Consider the following 25,220-nt stretch of genomic DNA (forward strand, 5'->3'; position numbering starts at 1 on the left):
GATCGCTCACCAGCGGCGGGCAATAAAAAAGCCCCGTATCTTGCGATACGGGGCTTTTTTGCTCTGGGCGGGGTCAGGCCGTTACAGCGCCGACTGACCGCTCATGGCCAGGTCCAGCAGTTCACGGTTGGCCACCGCATACATGGCGTAGTCGGTGCCGCTGGCGGCACGGATTTCCACCAGCATCGAGCGCCAGCGCTCGACCATGCTCTGGTTCTGCTCAAGCCACAGGGCCACGCGGGCTTCCATGTCTTGCGGGCCATCGGCCATTTGCAGAACCGAGATGGTGATCGCCCGCTGCTGCCAGTCCACGTCGTCGCGGAAGGCTTCGCGCGCCGCCGCCTGCCAGTTGTTGGCCACTGGCAGATCGCTGATCTGCTGCAGGTACCACGGCAGGTCGAGGGCACTGCCCACGGCGAAGTAGGCCTTGGCCACTTCGGCGGCATCGTGACCGGTGACATCGGCGGCCTCGATGATCGGCAGCAGGGTGTACAGGTGGGTAGTGCCTGCCACCATGCGCGCCAGCAGCTCCGGAACGCCGGCTTCGACGTAGGCGGTGTAACGGCTCTGCCAGCCTTCGCGGGTCGGGCCTTCCAGCAGCTCGTCGAGCTTCAGGCCCAGGGCCGCCAGGTGCGGACCGAAGTGGGCGACATCACGCGCGGCATCCTGCTCGTTGCGCCGGCTGCGCAGGAACCAGCGAGTGGCCCGACGCCCCAGACGCATCAGCTCGTCCATCAGCTCCAGTTGCACCTGGGCCGAAACCTGGTGATCCAGGGCCTCGATCTGACGGAACCAGTGCGGCAGGTGGAAGATGTCCCGCACGATCACGTAGGCACCGGCGACGTTGGCCGGGCTCATGCCGGTGGACTCCTTCAGGCGCTGCACGAAGGTGATGCCCATGTGGTTGACCAGGTCGTTGGCGATCTGGGTGCTGACGATCTCGCGCTTCAGGCGGTGGCGACGCATGGCTTCGGAGAACTTGGCCACCAGGCTTGGCGGGAACGCGGTCTCCATGTCACGGGTCAGGTAGTCGTCATCCGGCACCAGGGACTTGAGCAGGGCTTCCTTGAGGTCGATCTTGCTGTAGGAAATCAGCACCGACAGTTCCGGACGGGTCAGGCCCTTGCCGGTCGCGGCGCGCTCGGTGAGCTGCTCCTCGGTCGGCAGGTACTCGATGGCCCGGTCCAGCTTGCCGCGGCCTTCCAGATCGCTCATCAGGCGCTTGTACTCGGCCGCACGCTCGTAGGCACGGCGCGCCGCCAGGGACAGGGCCTGGGTCTGCTTGTAGTTGTTGCCCAACACCAGGCCACCGACTTCGTCGGTCATGCTGGCCAGCAGCTGGTTGCGCTGCTTGTCGGTCATGTCGCCGGCCTGCACCACTTCGTTGAGCAGGATCTTGATGTTCACTTCGTGGTCGGAGCAGTCCACGCCACCGGCGTTGTCGATGAAGTCGGTGTTGGAGCCGCCGCCATTGAGGCCGAACTCCACACGACCCAATTGGGTCATGCCCAGGTTGCCGCCCTCGCCCACCACCTTGCAGCGCAGCTCGTTGCCGTTGACCCGCAGGGCGTCGTTGGCCTTGTCGCCGACGTCGGCGTGGCTTTCGCTGCTGGCCTTGACGTAGGTGCCGATACCGCCGTTCCACAACAGGTCCACCGGCGCCTTGAGCAAGGCGTTGAGCAGCTCGGTCGGGGTCAGCTTGTCAGCCTGGATGTCGAAGCGCTCTTTCATCTGCGGCGAGATGGCAATGCTTTTGGCGCTGCGCGAGAAGATGCCGCCGCCCTCGGACATGATGCTGGTGTCGTAGTCACTCCAGGCCGAACGCGGCAGCTCGAACATGCGCTTGCGCTCGACGAAGCTGGTGGCCGGATCCGGGTTCGGGTCGATGAAGATGTGCAGGTGGTTGAACGCTGCCACCAGTTGCAGCTTGTCGGACATCAGCAGGCCGTTGCCGAACACGTCGCCGGCCATGTCGCCGATGCCGACCACGGTGATGCTGTCTTCCTGGACATTGATCCCGCGTTCGCGGAAGTGGCGCTGCACGCCGACCCATGCGCCCTTGGCGGTGATGCCCATCTTCTTGTGGTCGTAACCGGCGGAACCGCCGGAGGCGAAGGCGTCGCCGAGCCAGAAGCCGTAGTCGATGGCGATGCCGTTGGCGATGTCGGAGAAGGTCGCGGTGCCCTTGTCCGCCGCCACCACCAGGTACGGGTCATCGTTGTCGTGACGCACCACGTTGGCCGGCGGCACCAGGACGCCGTCCTTCAGGTTGTCGGTGATGTCCAGCAGGCCGGAGATGAAGATGCGGTAGCAGGCGATGCCCTCGGCCGCGATCTCGTCCCGGCTGCCGCCCAGTGGCAGGCGACGGGGCAGGAAGCCGCCCTTGGCGCCCACCGGCACGATCACCGAGTTCTTCACTTGCTGGGCTTTGACCAGGCCCAGGACTTCGGTACGGAAGTCTTCTTCACGGTCGGACCAGCGCAGGCCGCCGCGGGCGACGTTGCCAAAGCGCAGGTGCACGCCCTCGACCCGTGGCGAGTAGACGAAGATCTCGAACTTGGGCACCGGCTTGGGCAGCTCGGGGATCAGGTGCGGGTTGAACTTGAAGCTGAAGTAGGACTTGTTCTGGCCGTTGGCGTCGGTCTGGTAGAAGTTTGTCCGCAAGGTGGCCTTGATCAGGTCCAGGTAGCGCCGCAGGATGCGGTCTTCGTTGAGCACCTGAACGTCGTCCAGGGCGGTGAGGATCGCCTGCTCCAGACGCTGCTGCTTGTCTTCCAGGTCTTCGCTGGTGAGCTTGCGCGCCAGGTAGAAGCGGGTCTTGAACAACCGGGTCAGCTCGCGGGCGATGTCGGTGTGGTTGTTCAGGGTGCTGGCGATGTAGCCCAGGTCGAAGCCCAGGCGGATCTGCTTCAGGTAGCGGGCGTAGGCACGCAGCAGCGCCACGTCGCGCCATGGCAGGCCGGCGGTCAGTACCAGGCGGTTGAACGCATCGTTCTCGGCATCGCCGCGCACGATGTGGACAAAGGCGTCCTGCAGGGTGTCGTTGAGCTGCTGGATATCCAGGTTCAGGCCTTCGGCAGCGGTGAAGGCGAAGTCGTGGATCCAGAACTCGCGGCCGTTGTTGTGGCGCAGGCGATACGGGAACTCACCGAGCACCCGCAGGCCGAGGTTTTCCAGGATCGGCAATACGTCGGACAGCGCCAGCGGGGTGTCGGCGTGGTACAGCTTGCAATGCAGCTCGCGCTGGCCGGACACCTGGCCCAGGGGCTGGTAGAAGCTCATCACCAGCGGATTGGCTTCCGACAGGCTCAGCAGGTGCTGCATGTCCACCACCGCCGAGTGCGCGGCAAAACGCTCGCGGTAACCGGCCGGGAAGCCTTTGGGGAAGTCCGCCAGCACGTTGGTGCCGTGGGCTTCGCCGAAGCTTTCCACCACCAGGCTGGCGTAGTCGTCCTGCCAGCTGCGGCAGGCCTGCACCACTTCTTTTTCCAGCAGCAGCGGGTCGATGTCGATGCGCTGTTTCGGGTCCACTCGCAGGATCAACTGCACGCGGGCCAGCACCGACTCGGAGAAGAAGGTCCAGAATTCGCAGTCAGTGGCTTGCAGACGATCCATCAGCACTTGCTGGATCTTCTGCCGCACTTCGGTGGAATAGATGTCGCGCGGCACATAGGCCAGGCAGTAGCAGAAGCGACCGTAGGGGTCCTTGCGCAGGAACACGCGGATCTTGTTGCGTTCCTGGATCTGCACGATCGACATCACGGTGCTGAACAGCTCGTCCACCGGGGTCTGGAACAGATCGTCCCGAGGCAGCACTTCCAGGACCTGGGCCAGTTCCTTGCCCAGGTGCGCCTTGGCCTGGAAGCCCGAGCGCTGTTCGATGACCTCGACCTTGCGGCGAATGTAGGGAATCACCCGCACGCTTTCGCCGTACACCGACGAGGTGTAGAGGCCCATGAAGCGGCATTCCTTGATCACCTTGCCGTCGGCATCGATCTGGCGGATCGAGACGAAGTCCGGGTAGGCCGGACGGTGCACGCGGCTTGGGTGCGCGGCCTTGGCGAACGACAGCGGCGTCGGTTCGCGCAGGTAGTTGACGGCGTAGTCTTCGATGCGCAGATCTTCGGCGGTCAGGCCGGCGCGCAGCAGTTTGGCCAGGCCGAGGAAGGAGCTCGGGTCATAGTCGATATGCCCGCCGTCCTGATCGGTACCGACCACGAACTCTTCATAGCCGAGGAAGGTGAAGTGGTTGCCCACCAGCCATTCGAGGAAGCTCTTGATCTCGGTCTTTTCATCGGCAGCGATGGCGAACTGGCTGTTGTCGATGCTTTCGATCAGCTCCTGGACCTTGGCCTTCATCGGCTCGAAGTCGGCCACGGCCACTCGCACTTCGCCCAGCACCTGCTCCAGTTCCTTGCCCAGCACGCTGAGTTCGGCGGCATTGGCGCAACGGTCGATCTCCAGGTACATCAGCGACTCTTGCAGCACGCCTTCGCCCTGGGTGCCCTTGGGCAGGACTTCCAGCAGCTCGCCCTTGCTGCCACGGCGCACGCTGAGCACGGTGGTCTGCAGGGTGTGGATGCTGTAGCCGCGACGGTTGAGCTCGGTGCGTACCGAGTCCACCAGGAACGGCAGGTCGTGGTGCAGCACTTCCACCGCGGTGTGGGTCGACTGCCAGCCGTGACGTTCATAGTCGGGGTTGTAGACGCGCACTTGCGGTTGCGCGTGGTCGAAGCGCTCAAGCAGGCGCCAGGCAGAAAGGGTGCAGCCCGCCAGGTCGGACATGCGACGCTGGGTGAGTTCGTCCAGGGAAATGATGCCGAAGAATTGTTCAGCGAACAGCGCCACTTGTGGCAGTGCCTGTTCACTGATGTGCTGCGCCAGTGCCGCTTGCAGTTGGTGCTGGAAGTCGGCTTTGCTGGCTGCGGTGAAGAACGCCATCTGTGGTACTCCGCTTGGGCTTGTTATTGATGGTAGCGTCGCGTGCAAACCCCTTGCGGGGCGTTGGTGCATCCTGCTCCTGGTCTCGGGCAGAGGTCGCAGGATGCCAGGTGGATGAAGCTGGACGAGACGTGCAGGTCACATTCACCTTCCCGGGATGGGCATCTGCAAAAACGACTGGCGCCGGCATGCCGCGCAATGCCTTTACAGGTGACCATCACAAATCAGACGCAACCTATTGCACTTGAGAACAAAATGTCCGCTGCGCAGCTTAACGAGTGAAACGCGGCAGCTGCTTGCGATGCTGCGACATATTCGGTCAACGGCACGCATCCGGACGCTCATGCCCTGAACAACACTAGCAGGCAGCGGGAAAAAACCAGGGTTTTTCCCCGGTTTCAGGGTACTTGCGTACCAAAAGCGACTGCCGGACCCGATGCGTCCACGACCTGTCCTCAGACAGACAGGCCAGCAGAAATTCCCCCGGGCTGGCAGAATTGCTTCTTTTTTTGCACCGCCCGGCCGCTGCCGGCCCCAGCCTCAGGAATGCCCCCATGCTGATGACCACCGCCCACCTGATCGCCAACCCCTGCGACGACGAAGAAGACAACATGGCCATGCTCTGCTGCCACAGCAGCCAGGGCGAGATGTTCCTGATGAGCCGCTACCCGGACGAAGACGAGCTGGAAATCACCCTCGACGGCGAGCCCTCGACCCTCGATGGCGTGAAGGTCACCCTGAGCCCCACCACCCTGCTGATCGAAATCGCCGCGGCCGATGCCGACGCCCTCAATGGCGCCGACCACCTGGAAATCCGCCACAGCACCGCCGCCTCGGACCTGGCCGAAGTGGAACTGACCCTGCAGAACATCCTCAAGGGCACCGGCACCTACATCAGCCAGCTGTCCTGAGCCGCCGTCGAACCTGCGGCGGCCTCCAGATCCCCGCGTCTCCTGCGCAGCCTGCGGCAGCGGCTACACACCCCCGATCGGCATCGGCCTGTAGCCGCTGCTGAGCCACGGCGAAGCTGCGCAAAGGTCCGCAGGACCTTGCCTGACGATCGCCCGCCGATCCTGGACGGCCTCAAGATCCCTGCCTCTCCTGCGCCAGCATGCCACCCATGCCGTTCGCAGCCTGGGGCAGCGGCTACAGGGCCCGCCCGGGGGAATCGGTGGGCGGCGCTGTTTTTTTTCGACTAATTCGCTAAATCAGCTGTTCCCCGTTAGTCGCCGCACCCCGCTATGGATTAAAGTATCGCCCCCAGCCCCAAGGTTATTTCGACGCCCGGGGTGCACCCTCTCCAGGAACAGTCACCGATGGAACATCGTGAAGCGCTTTTGGCGCTGCGAACCTTTCTTTCAACGCAGATTCTCGGCCAGGAAAAACTCATCGAGCGCTTGCTCATCGCCCTGCTCGCCGACGGCCACATGCTGGTCGAGGGCGCTCCGGGGCTGGCCAAGACCAAGGCCATCAAAGAGTTGGCCGAAGGCATTGAAGCGCAATTCCATCGGATTCAGTTCACCCCCGACCTGCTGCCCGCCGACATCACCGGCACCGAAATCTATCGCCCGGAAACCGGCAGCTTCGTGTTCCAGCAAGGGCCGATCTTCCACAACCTGGTGCTGGCCGACGAAATCAACCGTGCCCCGGCCAAGGTCCAGTCGGCGCTGCTGGAGGCCATGGCCGAGCGGCAGGTCAGTGTCGGGCGCAGCACCTATGAACTGTCGCCGCTGTTCCTGGTGATGGCGACCCAGAACCCCATCGAGCAGGAAGGCACCTACCCGCTGCCCGAAGCCCAGCTCGACCGCTTCCTGATGCACGTCAAGATCGGTTTCCCGGACGCCGCCGTCGAGCGCCGGATCCTCCAGCAGGCCCGTGGCGAAGCCTTGAACGGCGAAACCAAGCCCGAGCGCCGGGTCAGCCAGCAGGCGATCTTCGCCGCGCGCAAGGAAATCCTCGGCCTGTACATGGCCGACGCGGTGGAGGAATACCTGGTGCAACTGGTGATGGCCACTCGCACCCCGGCCAAGTTCGACCCGGAACTGGCCGAGTGGATCGCCTACGGCGCCAGTCCCCGCGGCTCCATCGCCCTGGACCGCTGCGCCCGGGCCCACGCCTGGCTCGCCGGCCGCGACTTCGTCAGTCCGGAAGACATCCAGGCCGTGCTGTTCGACGTGCTGCGCCACCGCATCATTCTGTCCTTCGAGGCTGAAGCGGCAGGCATCGACCAGGACCGTGTGGTACAGCGCATCCTCGACGTCGTTGCCGTCGCCTGACCCCCATGACCCAGCCCGTTGCCGAACCCGGCATTCGCATCACCCTCGGTGAACTGATCGAGATGCGCCACCGCGTGCGCGAGGTGCAGCTGTTCTCCACCCCGAGCCAGCGCAGCCCGCTGATCGGCCTGCACCACTCCAAGCTGCGCGGGCGCGGCGTGGACTTCGACCAGGTGCGGGTCTACCAGGCCGGCGACGACGTGCGCACCATCGACTGGCGGGTCACCGCGCGCACCCAGGAACCCCACACCAAGCTGTTCCACGAGGAGCGCGAGCGGCCGATCTTCATCATGGTCGAGCAGAGCCGCCAGCTGTTCTTCGGCTCCGGGCTGATGTTCAAGTCGGTGCTCGCCGCCCAGGCCGCAAGCCTGATCGGCTGGGCCGCCCTGGGCCATAACGACCGGGTCGGCGGGCTGGTCTACGGCGACGACGAGCACTACGAGATCAAGCCCCGGCGCAGCAAGCAGAGCCTGTTGCAGCTGCTCAACCGCCTGGTGCGGGTCAACCAGTCGCTGCACAGCGAAGCCCAGCCCCAGCGCGATGCCCTGGGCACCGCGCTGCTGCGCGGGCGCGAAGTGCTGCGTCCCGGCAGCCTGGTGATCGTGATCTGCGACGAGCGCGCCTTGAGCGACGCCGCCGAGCAACAGCTGAGCCTGCTGTCGCGCCATTGCGACCTGCTGCTGATGCCGTTGTCCGATCCCCTCGACCACGCCCTGCCCGCCGCCGGCCTGCTGCGCTTTGCCGAACGCGGCGCGCAGCTGGAACTGGACACCCTGAACTACGAACTGCGCCAGGCCTACCGGGCCCAGAGCGAGGCGCGCATCGCCCGCTGGGAACGCCTGGCGCAAAAACTGCGGGTGCTGCTGATGCCCCTGAGCACCCAGAGCGAAATGGTCGAGCAACTGCGCGAGTACCTCAATCCGCAGCGCCCGGGAGCCGGCCGATGAGCAGCCTGGAACAACTGCAACCGCTGCTGCCGCCGCCGGATATCGGCCTGTGGCCACCGGCCCCGGGCTGGTGGGTGCTGGCGGTGGTCCTGCCGCTGCTGGGCCTGGCCCTGTGGCGCTGGCGCCACCTGTGGCCGCGCAAGACCACCCGCCCTCGCCGCGAACAACCCCTGGACCCGGTGCGCCTGGCCGCCCTGGCGGAACTGGCGCTGTTGCCCAAGCCCTATGACGGCGCCCCGGCCGGCGCCTGGCTGCAGGCCCTCAATGCCCTGCTCAAGCGCCTGTGCCGCAACCACTATCCCTACAGCCAGAGCCATACCCTCAATGGCCGCAAGTGGCTGGCGTTTCTCGACAACCGCTGCCCCGCCGCCGGCCTGACCCGCTGGATGGTGCTGGTGGAAGGCGCCTACAAACCCGAGTGCAAGCTCGACGACAAAGCCATCGCCGGCCTGACCCAGGCGGTGGACACCTGGATTCGCAAGCATGTTTGAGTTCGCCTGGCCGTGGATCTTCGCCCTGTTGCCGCTGCCCTGGCTGCTGCGCCTGGTGCTGCCGGTGGCCGACAGCGGCGAACCGGCGCTGAAGGTGAGTTTTCTCAGTGATCTGGAAGGTCTGTCGCGGCGCCGGGCCCGGGCCCACATGCCGGCCTGGCGCCAGCAGGTCCGCTTCGTCCTGCTCTGGGTCTTGTTGCTGCTGGCCGCGGCCCGCCCGCAATGGCTGGGGGAACCGCTGCCGGTGGCCGCCAGTGGCCGCGACCTGCTGGTGGCGGTGGACGTGTCCGGCTCCATGGACTTTCCCGACATGCAGTGGCAGGACGAAGACGTCAGCCGCCTGAGCCTGGTCAAGCACCTGCTGGGGGACTTTCTCGAACATCGCGAGGGTGACCGGGTTGGCCTGATCCTGTTCGGCAGCAAGGCCTATCTGCAAGCGCCCCTGACCTTCGACCGGCGCACGGTACGTATCTGGCTCGACGAGGCGAAGATCGGCATCGCCGGCAAGAACACCGCCATCGGCGACGCCATCGGTCTGGCCCTCAAGCGCCTGCGCCAGCGTCCGGCGCAGAGCCGGGTGCTGATCCTGGTCACCGACGGCGCCAACAACGGCGGCGAGATCGCACCGATCACCGCCGCCCGGCTGGCCGCCGCGGAAGGGGTGAAGATCTACCCCATCGGCATCGGCGCCGACCCGCAGGACAGCGCCACGCTCGGGGTACTGGGGCTCAACCCGAGCCTGGACCTGGACGAACCGGCGCTCAAGGAGCTGGCCGAGGTCACCGGCGGGCGCTACTTCCGCGCCCATGACGGCCAGGAGCTGCAGGCCATCAAGGAAACCCTCGACCAACTGGAGCCGGTGGCCCAGCAACCGACCCAGGCCCGCCCGGCCCAGGCCCTGTACCACTGGCCCCTGGCGGCCGCCCTGCTGCTCAGCGTGCTGCTGGTGCTGCGCGAGCGCTGGCCGCACAACCCGCTGCAGCGTTTCTTCAGCGAGTCGAATTTCCTGCTGCCTGCCCATGACTGGCGCCAGCGGCTCAAGCGCCTGCGCTTGCGGAGGCGTCGATGATCAGTCTCTGGCCCCACTGGTTCCGGCCCGGATGGTTGCTGGTGCTGCCGCTGCTGGCCCTGCTGCTGTGGAAGCTGTGGCACCGGCAGAAGCGCGCCGGACGCTGGCAGATGATCCTGCCGCCGGCCTTTCACGCTGCCCTGCTCAGCGGCGGCAACGGCCGCGAAAGCAAGCTGCCCTGGGTGGCCCTGGGCCTGGCCTGGCTGCTGGCGGTGCTGGCCCTGCTCGGCCCCGGCTGGCAGCGCGTGGAACAGACCAGCCAGAAACCCGCCGACCCGCTGGTGGTGCTGCTGGAGCTGACCCCGCAGATGCTCGCAAGCGACGTGCCGCCCAACCGCCTGGAGCAGGCCCGGCACAAGTTGCTGGACCTGCTGCAAGCGCGCAGCGACGCCCAGACCGCGATCGTGGTCTATGCCGGCAGCGCCCACACCCTGGTGCCGCTGTCCGACGACCTGGCCACCAGCCGCAATCTGCTGGACGCGCTGAAACCGTCGATCATGCCCCAGCCCGGCCAGCGCGCCGACCTGGCCCTGCTCAAGGCCCTCAAGCTGCTGGACCAGGGCGCCCTGGGCCAGGGCCGGGTGCTGCTGATGGCCGCGTCCCTCAGCGAACAGGAGCGCCAGGGCATCCGCCAGGCCCTGAGCGGTGACGCGCCGCAGTTGCTGATGCTGGGCCTGGGCAGCCGCGACGGCGCCCCGGTGACCCTGGAAGACGGCAGCTACCTCAAGGACGACCTGGGGGCGATCCTGGTGTCGCGCCTGGACAGCCCGGACCTCAAGCAGTTCATCGGCGAGGTCGGCGGCCGCTACCGTCAGGCGCGCCTGGACGACAGCGACCTCAAGGGCCTGGGCCTGCTGGGCGGCCCCCAGGGATTGCGCAACGACGGCCAGACCCTGCGCCTGGACACCTGGGCCGACCAGGGCTACTGGCTGTTGCTGCCGCTGCTGTTGCTGGCCGCCTGCGCCGGGCGCCGGGGCTGGCTGTTCTGCCTGCCGCTGCTGCTGTTGGCCGCGCCGCAACCGAGCTACGCCTTCGACTTGCAAGACCTGTGGCTGCGTCCCGACCAGCAGGGCCGGCGCCTGCTGGAGCAGCAGCGCCCGGCCGAAGCGGCGCGGCGCTTCCAGGACCCGCAATGGCAAGGCGTGGCCCTGTACGAATCCGGCAACTACAATGCCGCCGCCGAGCGCTTTGCCGAAGGCAATGACGCCCGCGCCCACTACAATCGCGGCAATGCCCTGGCCCGCAGCGGCGAACTGGAAGCGGCCCTGGACGCCTACGAGCAAGCCCTGGAACGCCAGCCGGACCTGCAACCGGCCCTGTACAACAAGGCCCTGGTGCAAAGCCTGTTGCAACAGCAGCAGACTGCGCCGCCGACCGCGCCGCAAAAGCCGCAGAACCCCGACAGCGACGAGAGCAACAACGCCGGGCCCAGCGGCGCCGCGACTCAGCCGGCCAGCGGCAGCGAACCCCCGGACAACGCCGGGCAGACCGCGACCGAAACCGGCGAGGCCACGGCGCCGCCGCCACCGGGCAACGGCCACAGCGAGGTGCCCGGCAGCGAACTGGACGACCAGCACACCACCACCCCGCTGCGTCCGGCCCAGGACAGCCTGGACGCCGAACACCAGCAGGCGCTGGAACAATGGCTGCGCAAGATCCCGGATGATCCGGGCGAACTGCTGAGGCGTAAATTCTGGTACGAACAGCAACAACATCAGGATCAGGGAAAAACTCGATGACCCGCTGCACCGCCGCCCTTCTGCTAGCCCTCGCGTTCTGGACTGCCCCGTCCCAGGCTGCCGGGCTGTCCGCCAGCCTGGACCGCAGCCAGGTGAACGCCGGGGAAACCGTCGAGCTGACCCTGGAGTCCACCGACGTCACCCAGTTCGGCAAGCCCGATCTCACGCCTCTGGACAGTCAGTTCGAAGTGCGCGGCACACGCCAGGTCAACCAGCTCAACAGCCTGGGCGACAACCACGCCAGCACCCGCTGGATCATCACCCTGCTGCCGCGCCAGCTCGGCACCCTGGAGATCGCCCCGCTGCAACTGGGCAATCTGCACAGCCAGGCCCTGAGCCTGCAAGTCAACGCCGGGGCGGCCCAGGACCAGGACGCCCGGCTGGAGCCGGTGTTCATCAAGGCCGAACTCGACCGCCCCAAGGTCTACGTCCAGGCCCAGGCCCTGCTGACCCTGCACATCTACCATTCGGTGCCACTGTTCGACGACAGCAACCTCAGCCCCCTGCAACTCGACGATGCCCGGGTCGAGCAACTGGGCGAGCCACGCACCTACGAAAAACTCATCAATGGCGTGCGTCACGGGGTGATCGAGATGCGCTACGCCCTGTACCCCCAGCGCAGCGGCCAGTTGCAGATCCCGGCGCTGACCTTCAGCGCCACCCTGGCCAACCCGGGCAACGACCAGGAACCCGCGCCCCAGGCTCCCAAGCCCGGCAAGCTGATCCATGTGAGCTCCGAGCCCATGAGCCTGGACGTGCTGGGCAAGCCCGCCGGCTATCCCGCCGACGTCCCCTGGCTGCCGGCGCGCCGCCTGGAGTTGACTGAAAGCTGGAACCCGGAGCCCGATCACCCGCAGGTCGGTGACTCCCTGACCCGCACCCTGACCCTGCGCGCCGAAGGCCTGTCCAGCACCCAACTGCCGCCCCTGCCCCAGCCCGAGGTCAACGGCCTGCGCAGCTACCCCGACCAGCCGCAACTGAGCAACCAGCACGTCGAGCAGGGCCTGCTGGGCATTCGCGAAGAGCGCCAGGCGCTGGTGCCGACCCGCACCGGCGAAGTGAATTTGCCGGGCCTGGAAGTGACCTGGTGGAACACCCAGGAAGAGCGCCTGGAACTCACCCGCCTGCCGGCCCGCAGCCTGCAAGTGGCGAACAACCCGAGCCTGGTGGTGGATACCCCGGCCGGCACGCCCCCGGCCGGCAGCAACGATGGTCCGCTCTGGCCCTGGCAACTGAGCACCCTGCTGCTGGCCTGCACCACCCTCCTGGGCTTCGGCCTGTGGTGGCGGGCACGCTCGCAACCGGCGGTGCTGCGCGCCACCCAGACCGGCCCGAGCCCACGCTCGCTGCTGGACGACCTCAAGCGCGCCTGTCAGGCCAACGACCCGCAGACCACCCGCCAGGCCCTGGACGCCTGGGCGCGCCAGCAACCGGAAACCCTGGCCGACATGGCGGCGCGATTCATCCCGCTGTCCGATGCCCTGGACGGCCTCAACGGCGCCCTCTACAGCGAAACCGGCCAGTATTGGCAAGGTGAGGAGCTGTGGCGGGCAATCCGCGCCATTCCCATCAACGAGCGGGTCCAGGACCCGTTGACGGACACCACCAGCCTGCCACCGCTCTACCCCAAATAACGGCAGCCGCAAGCGGCGAGCTGCAAGCCTCAAGCAGCTCGTAGCTTGCCGCTTGCCACTTGCCGCTGCTTTACCTGGAGTTTGCCTTGCGTCTGTTTCACACCTCCGACTGGCACCTGGGCCAGAACCTCCACGGCCAGGAACGCGACTTCGAACACGCCTGCTTCCTTGAGTGGCTGCTGCGTCAGCTCAAGCATGAGCAGCCGGATGTGCTGCTGATCGCCGGCGACATCTTCGACACCGTCAACCCGCCGGTCAAAGCCCAGGAGCGGCTCTACGACTTCATCGTCAGCGCCCACGAACAACAGCCGGCCCTGACCGTGGTGATGATCGCCGGCAACCACGACTCCGGCTCGCGCATCGAACTGCCGGCGCCCCTGATGCGGCGCCTGCGCACCCACGCCCTGGGCCGGGTGCTGTGGCTGGATGACGGCCAGCTGGATGTCGAACGCCTGCTGCTGCCGCTGCCCGACGCCAGTGGCGCGGTCCGCGCCTGGTGCCTGGCGCTGCCGTTCCTGCGGCCAGCGGAAGTCACCGGCCCGCAACGGGGCGACGACTACCTCAAGGGCATCGCCCAGGTCCATGAATGGCTGATCGCCGCGGCCAACGCCAAGCGCCAGCCGGGCCAGGCCCTGGTGGCGGTGAGCCACGCCCACATGGCCGGCGGCTCAATCTCGGAAGATTCCGAGCGCAGCCTGATCATCGGCAACGCCGAGGCCCTGCCCGCCAGCCTGTTCGGCGCGGACATCAGCTACGTGGCCCTGGGGCACCTGCACCAGCCGCAGAAGGTCAATGGCGAGGAGCGCATCCGCTACAGCGGCTCGCCGATCCCGCTGTCGTTTTCCGAGATCGGCTATCAGCACCAGATCCTCGATGTGCGCCTGGACGGCGAGACCCTGGTCAGCGTCGAACCGCGGCTGATTCCCCGGGCGGTGAACCTGCAACGCCTGGGCCCGGCGCCCCTCGGAGAAATCCTCGACCAGCTCGGCGAGCTGCCGGACATCGACCTTCTGGCCGAAGAACAGCGCCAGCCCTGGCTGGAAGTGCGGGTACGTCTGGACGAACCGCAGCCGGACCTGCGCCAGCAAGTGGAAAGCGCCCTGCAAGGCAAGGCCGTGCGCCTGGTACGGATTGCCGCCGAATACGCCGGCAAGGGCGGACGCGACGCGCAAGACAGCGGCGCCGAGCTGATCGAACTGGATCAACTGAGCCCCGAAGAACTGTTCCGCCGGGCCTGGCGCGACGCCTACGGCAACGAGGTGGACGACACCACCCTCAAGGATTTCGCCCTGCTGTTGCAGGACGTGCAGCAAGAAGGGGAACAGCCATGAAGATCCTGGCCATCCGCCTGAAGAACCTGGCCTCCCTGGCCGGGCCGTTCGAGATCGACTTCACCGCCGAGCCCCTGGCCAGCGCCGGGCTGTTTGCCATTACCGGGCCGACCGGCGCCGGCAAGAGCACCCTGCTCGACGCCCTGTGCCTGGCGCTGTTCGGCGCGGTGCCGCGGCTGAACAACATCGGCCGCGAGACCAAGGTCCCCGAGGTCGACAGCGAGATCCTCACCAGCGACCCGCGCACCCTGCTGCGCCGGGGCAGCGGCAGCGGCTATGCCGAGGTGGACTTTGTCGGCATTGACGGGCGCCGCTACCGCGCCCGCTGGGAGGCCAACCGCGCCCGCGACAAGGCCAACGGCAAGCTGCAGGCCAGCCGGCAGAACCTCACCGACCTGGACAGCGAACAACTGCTGAGCAACCAGAGCAAGAGCGAATACAAGCAGTTGATCGAGGCCCGCCTGGGGCTCAACTTCGAGCAATTCACCCGCGCGGTGATGCTGGCCCAGAGCGAGTTCAGCGCCTTCCTCAAGGCCGATGACAAGGAACGCAGCGAGCTGCTGGAAAAGCTCACCAACACCTCGATCTACAGCCAGTTGGGGCGGCGCGCCTACAGCAAGAGCAAGGAGGCCGAAGAGGTCCACAAGGAACTCAAGGCCCAGGCCAGCGGCATCACCCCGCTGGACCCCGAAGCCCGGGCCGAGCTGGATCAACAGTTCGACGCCGCCCGGCAGCAGCTCAAGGAGCAGCAGGCCCGGCTCAAGCAACTGGAGGCCCAGCACAGCTGGCTCAAGGAGCTGGGACAGTGGCAGCAGGCCCGACAGGACGCCGCCGAGCAGTTGCAACAGGCCGAGCAGCAGGCCCTGGCTCTGGCCCCAGAGCGCCTGCGCCTGCAGCGTCTGGAACAACTGGCGCCGCAGCGCCACCAGTTCCTGCGCCAGATCGAGCTGCACCAAGCACTGGAGCCCCTGGGCCAACAGATCGAGCAGCAGGCCGCGCAACAGGTTGAGCTGCAACAACGTCACCAACAGCTGCAACAGCACGTGCTCGACGCCGACAGCGCCCTGACCCAGGCCCAGAGCCAGCACAGCGACAGCGCGCCGCTGCTGCGCGAAGCCTTTGCCGAACAGGCCAATCTGAGCCGTCTTGGCCAGAGCCTGAGCGAGGCCGGCGAAACCCGTGACCGCGCGCAAAGCGTCAGTGCCCAAGGCCAGCAAAGCATTGCCCAACTGCTGGAGAAGCAGCGTCTGGTGGGTGAGCGCCTGGAGCGGATTGCCGGGCAGTTGGCGCACAGCGCCGCCCTCGCCCCCTTGAGCGAAGCCTGGACGCTCTACCGCGAACGCCTGCAGCAACTGATGCTGATCGGCAACCGCCTGAATCAGGGCCAGGCCGAATTGCCAGCCCTGGAACAGCGGGCCGGCACCGCGGCTCAGCAACTGGCCGAACAACGTTCCCACCTTGAATTGCTCTACAGCGAAGCCGGTGCCGAACCCCAGGCCGTGGCCGAGCAGATCCAATTGCTGGACGGCCTGCTCAAGGACAACCGCAAGCAACAACGGGCCACGGAAGAGCTGGCACGGCTCTGGGCCCAGCAACAGGAACTGGACCAGCGCGGCCGGGCCCTGCAAGACAAGCAGCAAGCCGTGGCCGCCCAGCGCGAGGCGCTGAACCAGGCCGGCCTGCAAGCCAAGGCCGAACTGAGCGTCGCCGAGCAGACCCTGAGCGTCACCCAGGCCTTGCTGGAGCGCCAGCGCCTGGCCCGCAGTGCCAGTGTCGAGGAGCTACGCGGGCAGTTGCAGGACGACCAGCCCTGCCCGGTGTGCGGCAGCGTCGAGCACCCCTATCACCAGCCCGAAGCCCTGCTGCAAAGCCTGGGGCGCCATGACGAAAGCGAAGAAGCCAACGCCCGCCAGGCGGTGGACAGGCTCAAGGAACAGCTCAACGAATTGCGGGCCCAGGTCCAGGGCCTGATCGCCCAGCAGAAGGAATTCCTCCAGCAACAGGAACAACTGGCCAGCCAGCAACAGGCGCTGGCCCCCAGCCTGCAAGCCCACCCGCAGAGTGCCAGCCTGCTGGACCAGGACCCGGCGCGACGCGATGCCTGGCTACGCCAGCAACTGGAACAGTTGCAACAGAGCATCACCCAGGATGAAAGCCGCCTGGATGCCTTGCTGACCCTGCAAAAGGACGCCACGCGGCTCCAGCAGCAGTTGCAGCAAGCACAAGACGCCAGCCAGCAGGCGGCCCAGCATCTGCACAAGCAGCAGGAGCAATTGGCCGCCGACCAACAGCGTCTCGAAGAAGAACTGGGCAGCTTCAACAACCTGCTGCCGGCCGAGGTGCTCGAAGGCCTGCGCCGTGATCCGGCCAGCACCTTCATGCAACTGGACCAGCAGGTGCTGCAACGCATCGAACAACTGCGCGAGCGCCAGGATGAAGCCGAAGAACAGCAGCAGCGCCAACTGCTGCTGGACAAGGAACAGGACCGCCAACTGACCCGCCAGCAGCAACTGAGCGACGCTCAGCAGCAGCTCGACGCCCTGAGCCAACAGCACCAGGCCTGCCAGGACCGGCTGGCCGCCCTGCTGGGGTCGCACCCTAGCGCCGAGCTCTGGCAGCAACAGCTCGATCAAGCCGTGGAACAGGCCCGCAGCGCCCAGGCCAAGGCCCAGCACGAGCAGCAGGAGCTGCAGCAGCAACTGATCCAACTGAGCGCCGAGCTCAAGGCCCGGCAAGAGCGTCTGCAAGCCCTGGACAGCGAACGACAGCAACTGGCCGGCAGCATCGAACAATGGCGTGCCCAGCATCCGGAGCTGGACGACAGCGGCCTGCAACAGCTGCTGGAACTGGACGAGGAACAGGTCCAGCAACTGCGCCAGCACCTGCAGGCCAACGACAAGGCCATCGAACAAGCCAAGGTCCTGCTCCAGGAGCGTCAGCAACGCCTGCAACAGCACCAGGCCCAGCACAACGGCAACCTGGAGGCCGGGCAACTGGCCCAGGCCCTTGAAGGGCTGCAGCAACAAGCCCTCGCCAGCGAACAGCAGGTGGCGGAACTGCGCGCCCGGCAAAGCGAGGACCAGCGCCGCCAGGAGGCCAATCAGGCCCTGGGCCAGCAGATCCACGACGCCTACCAGCAATGGCAGCGCTGGGCCCGCCTGAATGCCCTGATCGGCTCGGCCACCGGCGACACCTTCCGCAAGATCGCCCAGGCCTACAACCTCGACCTGCTGGTGCACCACGCCAACGCCCAACTGCGCCAGCTGGTGCGGCGCTACCGCCTCAAGCGCGGCGGCAGCATGCTCGGCCTGCTGGTGCTGGACACCGAAATGGGCGATGAACTGCGCTCGGTGCACTCGCTGTCCGGCGGCGAAACCTTCCTGGTGTCCCTGGCCCTGGCCCTGGGGCTGGCGTCCATGGCCTCCAGCACCCTGAAGATCGAATCGCTGTTCATCGACGAAGGTTTCGGCAGCCTCGACCCCGAGTCCCTGCAACTGGCCATGGACGCCCTCGACGGCCTGCAGGCCCAGGGGCGCAAGGTCGCGGTGATTTCCCACGTGCAGGAAATGCACGAACGGATCCCGGTGCAGATCCAGGTCAGCCGCCAGGGCAACGGCCTGAGCACCCTGGAGGTGAAATGAGCACGCGGCCGATGCCCGAGGCGACCCTCTACTCGTTCCGCCGCTGCCCTTACGCCATGCGCGCGCGACTGGCGCTGCGCTATGCCCAGGTGCCCGTGCAGATCGTCGAGGTCAGCCTCAAGGCCAAGCCGGCCGAGATGCTGGCTCTGTCGCCCAAGGGCACGGTGCCGGTGCTGGCGGTGGATGGGCGGGTGATCGATGAGAGCATGGAGATCATGCACTGGGCGCTGGAGCAGCATGATCCGGACAACTGGCGGCTCATCGGCGCCCCCGAGGCCCAGACACAGATGGCGGCCTTGATTGCCGAGAATGATCAGGTGTTCAAGGTGCACCTCAATCGCTACAAGTACGCCGAGCGTTATCCCGAAGCGCCCATGGAGCATTACCGGGCCCAGGGCGAGGTGTTTCTGGCGCAGTTGGAGCGCCTGCTGCAGGAGCGACGCTATCTGCTGGCGGCGCATCCGAGCTTGGCGGACATGGCCCTGCTGCCGTTTGTTCGCCAGTTTGCTCATGTGGACCGGGAGTGGTTTGCGCAGACGCCTTATCCTGCGTTGCAGGAGTGGTTGCAGGTGTTTCTTGAATCGAAGTTGTTTGTGGGGGTCATGGCCAAGACTTTGGCGTGAGTTTTTGTTGTGGGGTTGGGTACATATCCGGGGCTGCGGGTGTAGCGGCTTATGGTTCCGCTTTTACAGCGGGGTTGGGTACATATCCGTTTCTGCGGGTGCGGCCGCTGGCGGTTCCGCTCTTACAGCGAGTGGGAGGGGGTACATATCCATTCCTGCGGTCACGGCCACTGGCGGTTTCGCTCTTACAGCGAGTCACTTTGAAACCCGGAATGCCGGCCAGCCCAAAGTAACCAAAGGCTCCTGCCCCTCCACTCGGTGCCTCGCATAGCGAGGCATGCCCTCACTCCGGCATTGATCCGTGGGCCGCCGCAATGGGCCATCCATGGCCCAGTGCGGCTAACCCAGCGTCCTGCCGGGTTACCCACGGCTCAATGCCTGCGTTCGGCCATCGTGTTTAAGGGGGCAGGAAGATCAAAAACCAGATCAAGATCAACATCTGACGGCGGCCTACCGGCCGACCTGTTTCATTGCCGTTCGCGTTACATGTAGCCGCTGCCGAAGGCTGCGACCGGCTCCGCAGGAGACGCTAAACCTGCCTCCCCGATATTCCTGACCTATCGCGCCGCCTGGTTTTGCGAGCGCGAGCGCTCGTTCGCAGCCTTCGGCAGCGGCTACAAGGAGCCAGCCTGCGCAACTTGGCTTTGGCTTTTGATCTTGATCTTCAGGCCCCTTCCCAGCAGGCCGAGCGCAGGCGTTGCGTAGGGGGCAGCTCGGCAGGGATGCCGAGCTAGCCGCCACCCGGCCATGGATGGCCGGTTGGCGGCGGGCCCCCGGAGCAATGCCGGAGAGAGGGAACCCCGAGCCCCAGCGAGGGGCCGTATGGAGGGGCAAGCGTTTTTGCTTACTTTTTTGGCGTTTGAAAAAAGTAAGTCGCCGTAAGGGCGAAACCCTAAGTGGCCGCACCCGCAGCAACGGATATGCACACCGTCCCACTCGCCGTAAGGGCGAAACCGTAAGTGGCCACACCCACAGCAACGGGTATGTACCCCCTCAAACTCGCCGTAAAGGCGAAACCACCAGCCGCCACACCCGCAGCAACGGATATGCCCCCTCCCAGCACACGCCCAGAACATAACCCCCACCGCCCCACATGCTAATGTTCCCCTCCTTCAGCCCCAACGCCACGAGCCCCCATGTCCGTCGTAATCCGCACCCACCCTCGCTTAACCATCGGCGTACTGATCGGCTGCGCCGTCGGCCTCTTCGCCCCCGCCGCGACCCTCACCAGCAAGATCCTCATCGGCTGGAACGCCGCCGTCTGGACTTACCTGCTGCTGATGTTCTGGCTGACCCTGCGCGCTCGCGCCGACCAGGTGAAGCGCATCGCCGAAGCCGAGGACGAAAACGCCGGGCTGGTGTTGCTCATCGTGTGCATCGCCGCTATCGCCAGCCTGGTGGCGATCACCCTGGAACTGGTCGGCAGCAAGGACCTGGACAGCACCCGGCGGCTGGTCCACTACGCCTTTACAGGGTTGACGGTGATCGGTTCCTGGCTGCTGGTCGGGGTGATCTTCAGCCTGCACTACGCGCGCCTGTACTACACCTGGGACGGCCAGGAACCGGCGCTGCGCTTTGCCGAAGGCCCGATCGACCCGGACTACTGGGACTTCCTGTACTTCTCCTTCACCATCGGCGTGGCGGTGCAGACCTCGGACGTCGGTGTCGCCACCCGCGAGCTGCGCAAGATCGTCCTCGCCCAGTCCTTGATCGGCTTTCTGTTCAACACCGCGATCCTCGGTTTTTCCATCAACATTGCCGCCGGGCTGTTCAGCTGAACCGGTACGAGACGGCTTGAGCCCAGTCCTGGCAGCTTCGCGGGATCGTCCGTGAGAATCGCGACGGCTTCGTCCGAGATGCCATATAGCGAGTGTCAGGCTGGGTAAGGCTGGGTAAGCCTAGTTGATCTTATTCAAACGACCGCCAATACCAAGCAACTAAATTCAGTTGTGCTGATCGACCTTCCAAACAAATCGCCCCAACACTTCAAGAGCAATTTAAGAATCATCTTAAAGACCCACCCTCTTACTAAAAATAAAATAGCCGCCTTTTACAGCCCTGGATTTAGCCAACTAACTTCTTAACGTTAGTCCCTCGCCTTCAACTAATCCCCCCTTTTCCCCGAACCTGAAGTTTGCCGACCTCGCCATGTCCAAATGACGAAAGCACTTGCAATAGAGCGCCCGCGCACCCAATCCATGGGCCCAACAGCAAACAGCCACCCCAAAAGCAGCCTGTAACTTCCACAGACTGTTGTGTTTTCTGCTTCGCCAAAAGGTTACAACGTTGAAATACCCATCCGTAATAACAGCTATTACCCTGCTATACAGCGTCACTTATTCAGTACAGTCCCATGCGATCACTGCAATCGACAGCATTGATTTAGGTTCTTTGAGTAACGAGTACTCTATGGCCTTCGGCGTCTCTGCCGACGGTCGTCTAATCGCGGTAAACAAAACATTACCCACAGGCCAAGATCGCGCATTCAAATACAGCGATGCGACTGGCATGGTCGATCTGGGGACCCTGGGTGGGAACCATGCCTATGCCCATGCCATATCCGCCGATGGCAGTGTGGTCGTGGGAAAAGCGGCTACCCCGGCCTCGGCTCATGCCTTCAAGCACTCCGATGCGACCGGCATGATCGATCTAGGCACACTGGGCGGCGCATCATCCAGCGCCAATGGCGTATCCGCTGACGGCGCCGTGGTGGTTGGCGACTCCTTGAATCTCCAAGGGAGGACTCGTGCCTTCAAGCACACGGAGGCGACCGGCATGATCGATCTGGGGACCTTGAAGGCAGACAACAGTGGCGACTCCCTTGCAACTGCGGTGTCCGGCGACGGTAGCGTCGTCGTCGGGCAGTCGGACATCGATACGGATTCGAACGTACAACACGCGTTCAAGTACACCGATGCCAACGGCATGACCGACCTGGGCACCCTCGGCGGAACATCTTCCCAGGCTCTGGGAATATCCGCCGACGGCCAGGTGGTCGTGGGCAGTTCGGAAACTATCACCGGCGGTACTCAAGCGTTCAAACACACTGACGCCAACGGCATGGTCGAGCTCGGCTCCTGGGGGGGCGACTCCAGTGCTAGCGCGGCATCCGCCGACGGCCGCGTTGTCGTCGGTTTTGCCATTACCGCAGAGGGCGATAACCACGCCTTCAGACACACCGATGCCGACGGCATGATCGATCTGGGCACGTTAGGCGGCCAACATTCGGCAGCGACTGCCGTGTCCGCCGACGGCAATATTGCCGTCGGCCTGAGCCTCACGGCGAGTGGTGACCTACACGCCGCGCTGTGGAAGATCACGGAAACCGGCACTCACCTGCTTGATCTGGACAACACCCGGAGCGCGATGGCCAAAAGCGCCAATCGGGCATGGGGAGTCCTGGACCTGCGCAGTGCGCAACTGGACCGGTTGATGAGCCAGGAGTGCCAGATCGACAGCGGCTCGTTCTGTATTGGGGTTGGCCCCAGCTACAGCAGAAACCGCGAGACTCGCCAGACCTCGACGAGTCTGACCCTGGGCGCCCGTCCCAGCGACCATCTGCGTGTGGGCATCACCCTGGACCAGAACCTCGATCAACAGTTGCCGGACAACTACACCAAGGCAGGGTCCAACGCACCCGCAGTCGCGATGTTCGTTGCCATGGACGAATCGGGCCAGGGCCTGGGTTGGCAGGGGCGTCTGGCTGCGGCCTATCTGTCTTCCAAAGTCGATATCCGCCGTGAGCAACTGGCTTATACCGACGCCGGTCAAGGGCGTTCGAGCCTGCGTGGCAAGGCCTTCAGCATCGAGGGTGGCTATGGCCTGCGGCTCGATAGCCTGACCGTGACGCCTTACATCGGCCTCAGCCAGACTCAAGTCAGCCGCCAGGGCTATAGCGAGCACAGCGGCGCCGTCATGGCGGCCAGCTACGCAAAAATGCAGCGCTCGGTGACCCGCCTGAACGCCGGCGTACGGACTGCCAAACGCCTGACAAAACAGCTGGAGCTCAATGCCAGCCTGGGCCTGATCCAGGACCTGGACAAAGACCAGGACGCCTTTCAAGCGCGCATGGACTACCTGGGTCGCTATACCTACCAGGCCGATAAACAGCACGACACCCGTTTTGCCGCGGGCACCGGGGCAAGCTATGCCTTGAACGAGAACAGCGCCGTGCATGCCGGTGTGTTCTGGACACAGGAGCCGGGCGGCAATGACACGACCGGTATTCAAACCGCCTTTACCTATCAGTTCTGATAACGGCTCCCGCCCTGTCTCGCGGTACTCCACATCAGCCCGGTCGAGGCTGCACCGCACGTCAAGACCCCAGCCCTGGCGCACCGCCAGGGCTGTTGCTGATCGCGACCTGGACAAGCCTGTGGGCGTGAAGTGCGCCCGGGCAGTCGTCACAGTGCAAAAGCCGGTCGCTACAGAGCGTTTCCCGGGCCATCGGGGCCACGTAAGGTGGCCAGCACGGCGCGACAAGACGCCGCTCAGAACAACAAGCCACCTGCCGGAAGAGATCCTCTGATGAAAACACCGTTCAAGCGTTGTTTCCTGGTCCTCTGCGCCAGCGCACTGCTGAGTGCCTCCACCTGGGCCGCCGAGCCCGCGTCCTGCAAGACCGTGCGCATGGGAGTGGTCAACTGGACCGATGTGATCGCCACCAGCGCCGTGGCCGATGTCCTGCTCACCGGGCTGGGCTACGACAGCAAGCAGACCAGCGCCGTGCAGCAGATCATCTTCGCCGGCATTCGCGACCAGCGCCTGGACATCTTCCTCGGCTACTGGAAGCCCGCCATGGACCAGAACATCGCGCCCTTCCTCGAGGCCGGGCAGGTCAAGGTCATGGACCGGCCCAGCCTCACGGACGCCCAGGCGACCCTGGCGGTGCCGGATTACGTGGCCCAGGCGGGGCTGAAAACCTTCGCCGACATTGCCCGCTTCAAGGACCAGCTGGGGGGCAAGATCTACGGCATCGAGCCCGGCAGCGGCGCCAACACCACGATCAAGACCATGATCGACACCGACCAATTCGGCCTCAAGGGCTTCAAGCTGATCGAATCCGGCGAGGCCGGGATGCTGGCGGCGGTGCAGCGGGCGATCAATCGCAAGGAATTCGTGGTGTTCGTCGGCTGGACCCCGCACCCGATGAACATCAACATGGCCATCACCTACCTCACCGGCAGCGAGGACGTGTACGGCCCCAACGAGGGGGCGGCCACGGTGTCCACGGTCACCGCGCCGAACTACGCCGAGCGTTGCCCCAACGTGTATCGGCTGCTGCAGAACCTGAACTTCAGCGCGGCCCAGGAAAGCCAGCTGATGGTGCCGATCATGCAGCGCAAGACGCCCCAGGACGTGGCCCGACAGTGGCTGCGCGAGCATCCCGAAGACCTGCAGCGCTGGCTGACGGGGGTGAGCACCTTCGACGGCGGCGATGGTGTGGCGGCGGTCAAAGCCCACCTGTAACCGCCTGTCGCAGCAGCCGGCTTGCCGGCGAAGGCCGCCTCACGCAGCTCTTCGCCAGCAAGCCGGCGCCCACCCCCAGCGAGGCTATCCATGAGCCATTACCCGCTTTCCGCCGAGCTGACGGCCTTCGTCCGACGCACCCTGAGCTACACCAGCGCCGACAGCAGCCTCAAAGGCCTGCGCGACAGCTATGAACGCATGTGCCGGGACTTCACCCCGCCCCGTCCCCCCGGGCTGGCCGTGCATGACCTGCAACTGGCAAAGGTGCCGCTGCGGGCCTATCACCCGGACCGCCCGGCCCCCGCGTCCGGCTGGCCCTGGCTGCTGTACCTGCACGGCGGCGGCTGGGTGCTGGGCAGCCTGGACTCCCACGATTTCATCTGCGCCGCACTGGCCGACGAACTGGACATACTGGTGATCGCCGTGGACTACCGACGGGCTCCGGAACATCCGTTCCCGGCGGCTTTCGACGATTGCCTGGGGGTCTGGCGCGCCCTGGAGCAGGGCCTGAGCCCGCTGCCCCTGGACAGCCGGCGACGGCTGGTGATGGGCGACAGCGCCGGGGGCAATCTGGCCGCGGCCCTGTGCCTGGCCCTGCGCGACGCCGCCGAACCCTTGCCCGCCGCCCAGGTGCTGGTCTACCCCGGACTGGGTGGCGCGGCCGACCTGCCCTCGCGCAGCCAGTACGCCGATGCCCCGCTGCTCAGCAGCAGCGACCTGGACTGTTTCCAGGCCCTGTACCTGCCCGGCCGGCCACAGCGCTCGGCCTATGCCCGGCCGCTGCTGGCGGAGCAGTTCAGCGGCCTGCCGCCGGCCTTCATCGCCCTGGCGCAGTTCGACCCGCTGCGCGACGACGGCGAATGCTATCACCGGCACCTGCTCGGGGCCGGGGTCGCCAGCCAGCTGTACCCCGGCCTCGGGCTGGTGCACGGTTGCCTGCGCGCCAGGGGCCTGGCCGCCGAAGTCGACGCGCTCTACAGCGCCCTGTTGCGCTACCTGCAGCAGCACCTGGAGCGTCCCTGAGGGCGACCGTTGGTCAGCCATCCACGGCCGCGCGGG

At 65.7% G+C, this 25,220-nt stretch carries 15 protein-coding genes; 14 read left to right on the forward strand and 1 reads right to left on the reverse strand.

Going from position 1 to position 25,220, the window contains the following annotated elements:
• Window positions 1–81: 81 nt before the first annotated feature.
• On the reverse strand, window positions 82–4,941 hold the full coding sequence (locus POS17_RS16360; protein WP_060839543.1) for an NAD-glutamate dehydrogenase: 4,860 nt from the start codon (window positions 4,939–4,941) through the stop codon (window positions 82–84).
• Between the two features lie 554 nt (window positions 4,942–5,495).
• Here POS17_RS16360 and POS17_RS16365 point away from each other — a divergent pair.
• From POS17_RS16365 to POS17_RS16430, 14 genes are all read left to right on the forward strand, one after another.
• Window positions 5,496–5,852 (forward strand): hypothetical protein, encoded by a 357-nt coding sequence (locus POS17_RS16365; protein ID WP_060839544.1) that lies wholly within the window; start codon window positions 5,496–5,498, stop codon window positions 5,850–5,852.
• 405 nt (window positions 5,853–6,257) lie between these two features.
• Window positions 6,258–7,217: an AAA family ATPase gene (locus POS17_RS16370; protein WP_060839545.1), complete on the forward strand. Its 960-nt coding sequence runs from the start codon at window positions 6,258–6,260 to the stop codon at window positions 7,215–7,217.
• A 5-nt stretch (window positions 7,218–7,222) separates the two neighbouring features.
• The gene (locus POS17_RS16375) at window positions 7,223–8,164 is read left to right on the forward strand and encodes a DUF58 domain-containing protein (RefSeq protein ID WP_060839546.1); all 942 of its coding nucleotides are present in this window, start codon (window positions 7,223–7,225) and stop codon (window positions 8,162–8,164) included.
• Complete coding sequence (locus POS17_RS16380; RefSeq protein ID WP_060839547.1) at window positions 8,161–8,655, forward strand: DUF4381 domain-containing protein; 495 nt, start codon at window positions 8,161–8,163, stop codon at window positions 8,653–8,655. Before POS17_RS16375 ends, POS17_RS16380 begins: the two co-directional genes overlap by 4 nt.
• A complete protein-coding gene (locus POS17_RS16385; RefSeq protein WP_060839548.1) occupies window positions 8,648–9,724 on the forward strand; it encodes a vWA domain-containing protein in 1,077 nt (358 codons plus the stop codon). The genes POS17_RS16380 and POS17_RS16385 overlap by 8 nt, the downstream gene beginning before the upstream one ends.
• Window positions 9,721–11,463 carry a vWA domain-containing protein gene (locus POS17_RS16390; RefSeq protein WP_060839549.1) on the forward strand — a complete coding sequence of 581 codons (1,743 nt, stop codon included), beginning with the start codon at window positions 9,721–9,723 and terminating at the stop codon, window positions 11,461–11,463. The genes POS17_RS16385 and POS17_RS16390 overlap by 4 nt, the downstream gene beginning before the upstream one ends.
• Window positions 11,460–13,097, forward strand: a complete 1,638-nt coding sequence (locus POS17_RS16395) for a BatD family protein (protein WP_060839550.1) — start codon at window positions 11,460–11,462, stop codon at window positions 13,095–13,097. The genes POS17_RS16390 and POS17_RS16395 overlap by 4 nt, the downstream gene beginning before the upstream one ends.
• An 86-nt stretch (window positions 13,098–13,183) precedes the next feature.
• Entirely contained in the window at window positions 13,184–14,428 is a 1,245-nt protein-coding gene (locus tag POS17_RS16400) for an exonuclease SbcCD subunit D C-terminal domain-containing protein (protein ID WP_060841955.1), read from the forward strand.
• Complete coding sequence (locus POS17_RS16405) at window positions 14,425–18,069, forward strand: AAA family ATPase (RefSeq protein ID WP_060839551.1); 3,645 nt, start codon at window positions 14,425–14,427, stop codon at window positions 18,067–18,069. The genes POS17_RS16400 and POS17_RS16405 overlap by 4 nt, the downstream gene beginning before the upstream one ends.
• Entirely contained in the window at window positions 18,066–18,692 is a 627-nt protein-coding gene (locus POS17_RS16410; protein WP_060839552.1) for a glutathione S-transferase, read from the forward strand. Before POS17_RS16405 ends, POS17_RS16410 begins: the two co-directional genes overlap by 4 nt.
• 1,136 nt (window positions 18,693–19,828) lie before the next feature.
• Entirely contained in the window at window positions 19,829–20,470 is a 642-nt protein-coding gene (locus POS17_RS16415) for a DUF1345 domain-containing protein (RefSeq protein WP_060839553.1), read from the forward strand.
• Between the two features lie 631 nt (window positions 20,471–21,101).
• A complete protein-coding gene (locus POS17_RS16420) occupies window positions 21,102–22,946 on the forward strand; it encodes an autotransporter domain-containing protein (RefSeq protein WP_082729881.1) in 1,845 nt (614 codons plus the stop codon).
• Window positions 22,947–23,219: 273 nt separating this feature from the next.
• Window positions 23,220–24,161, forward strand: a complete 942-nt coding sequence (locus POS17_RS16425; protein ID WP_060839554.1) for a choline ABC transporter substrate-binding protein — start codon at window positions 23,220–23,222, stop codon at window positions 24,159–24,161.
• A 90-nt stretch (window positions 24,162–24,251) separates the two neighbouring features.
• On the forward strand, window positions 24,252–25,184 hold the full coding sequence (locus POS17_RS16430; RefSeq protein WP_060839555.1) for an alpha/beta hydrolase: 933 nt from the start codon (window positions 24,252–24,254) through the stop codon (window positions 25,182–25,184).
• Window positions 25,185–25,220 lie beyond the last annotated feature (36 nt).

Source organism: Pseudomonas sp. Os17, from assembly GCF_001547895.1.
Classification (GTDB): Bacteria; Pseudomonadota; Gammaproteobacteria; order Pseudomonadales; family Pseudomonadaceae; genus Aquipseudomonas.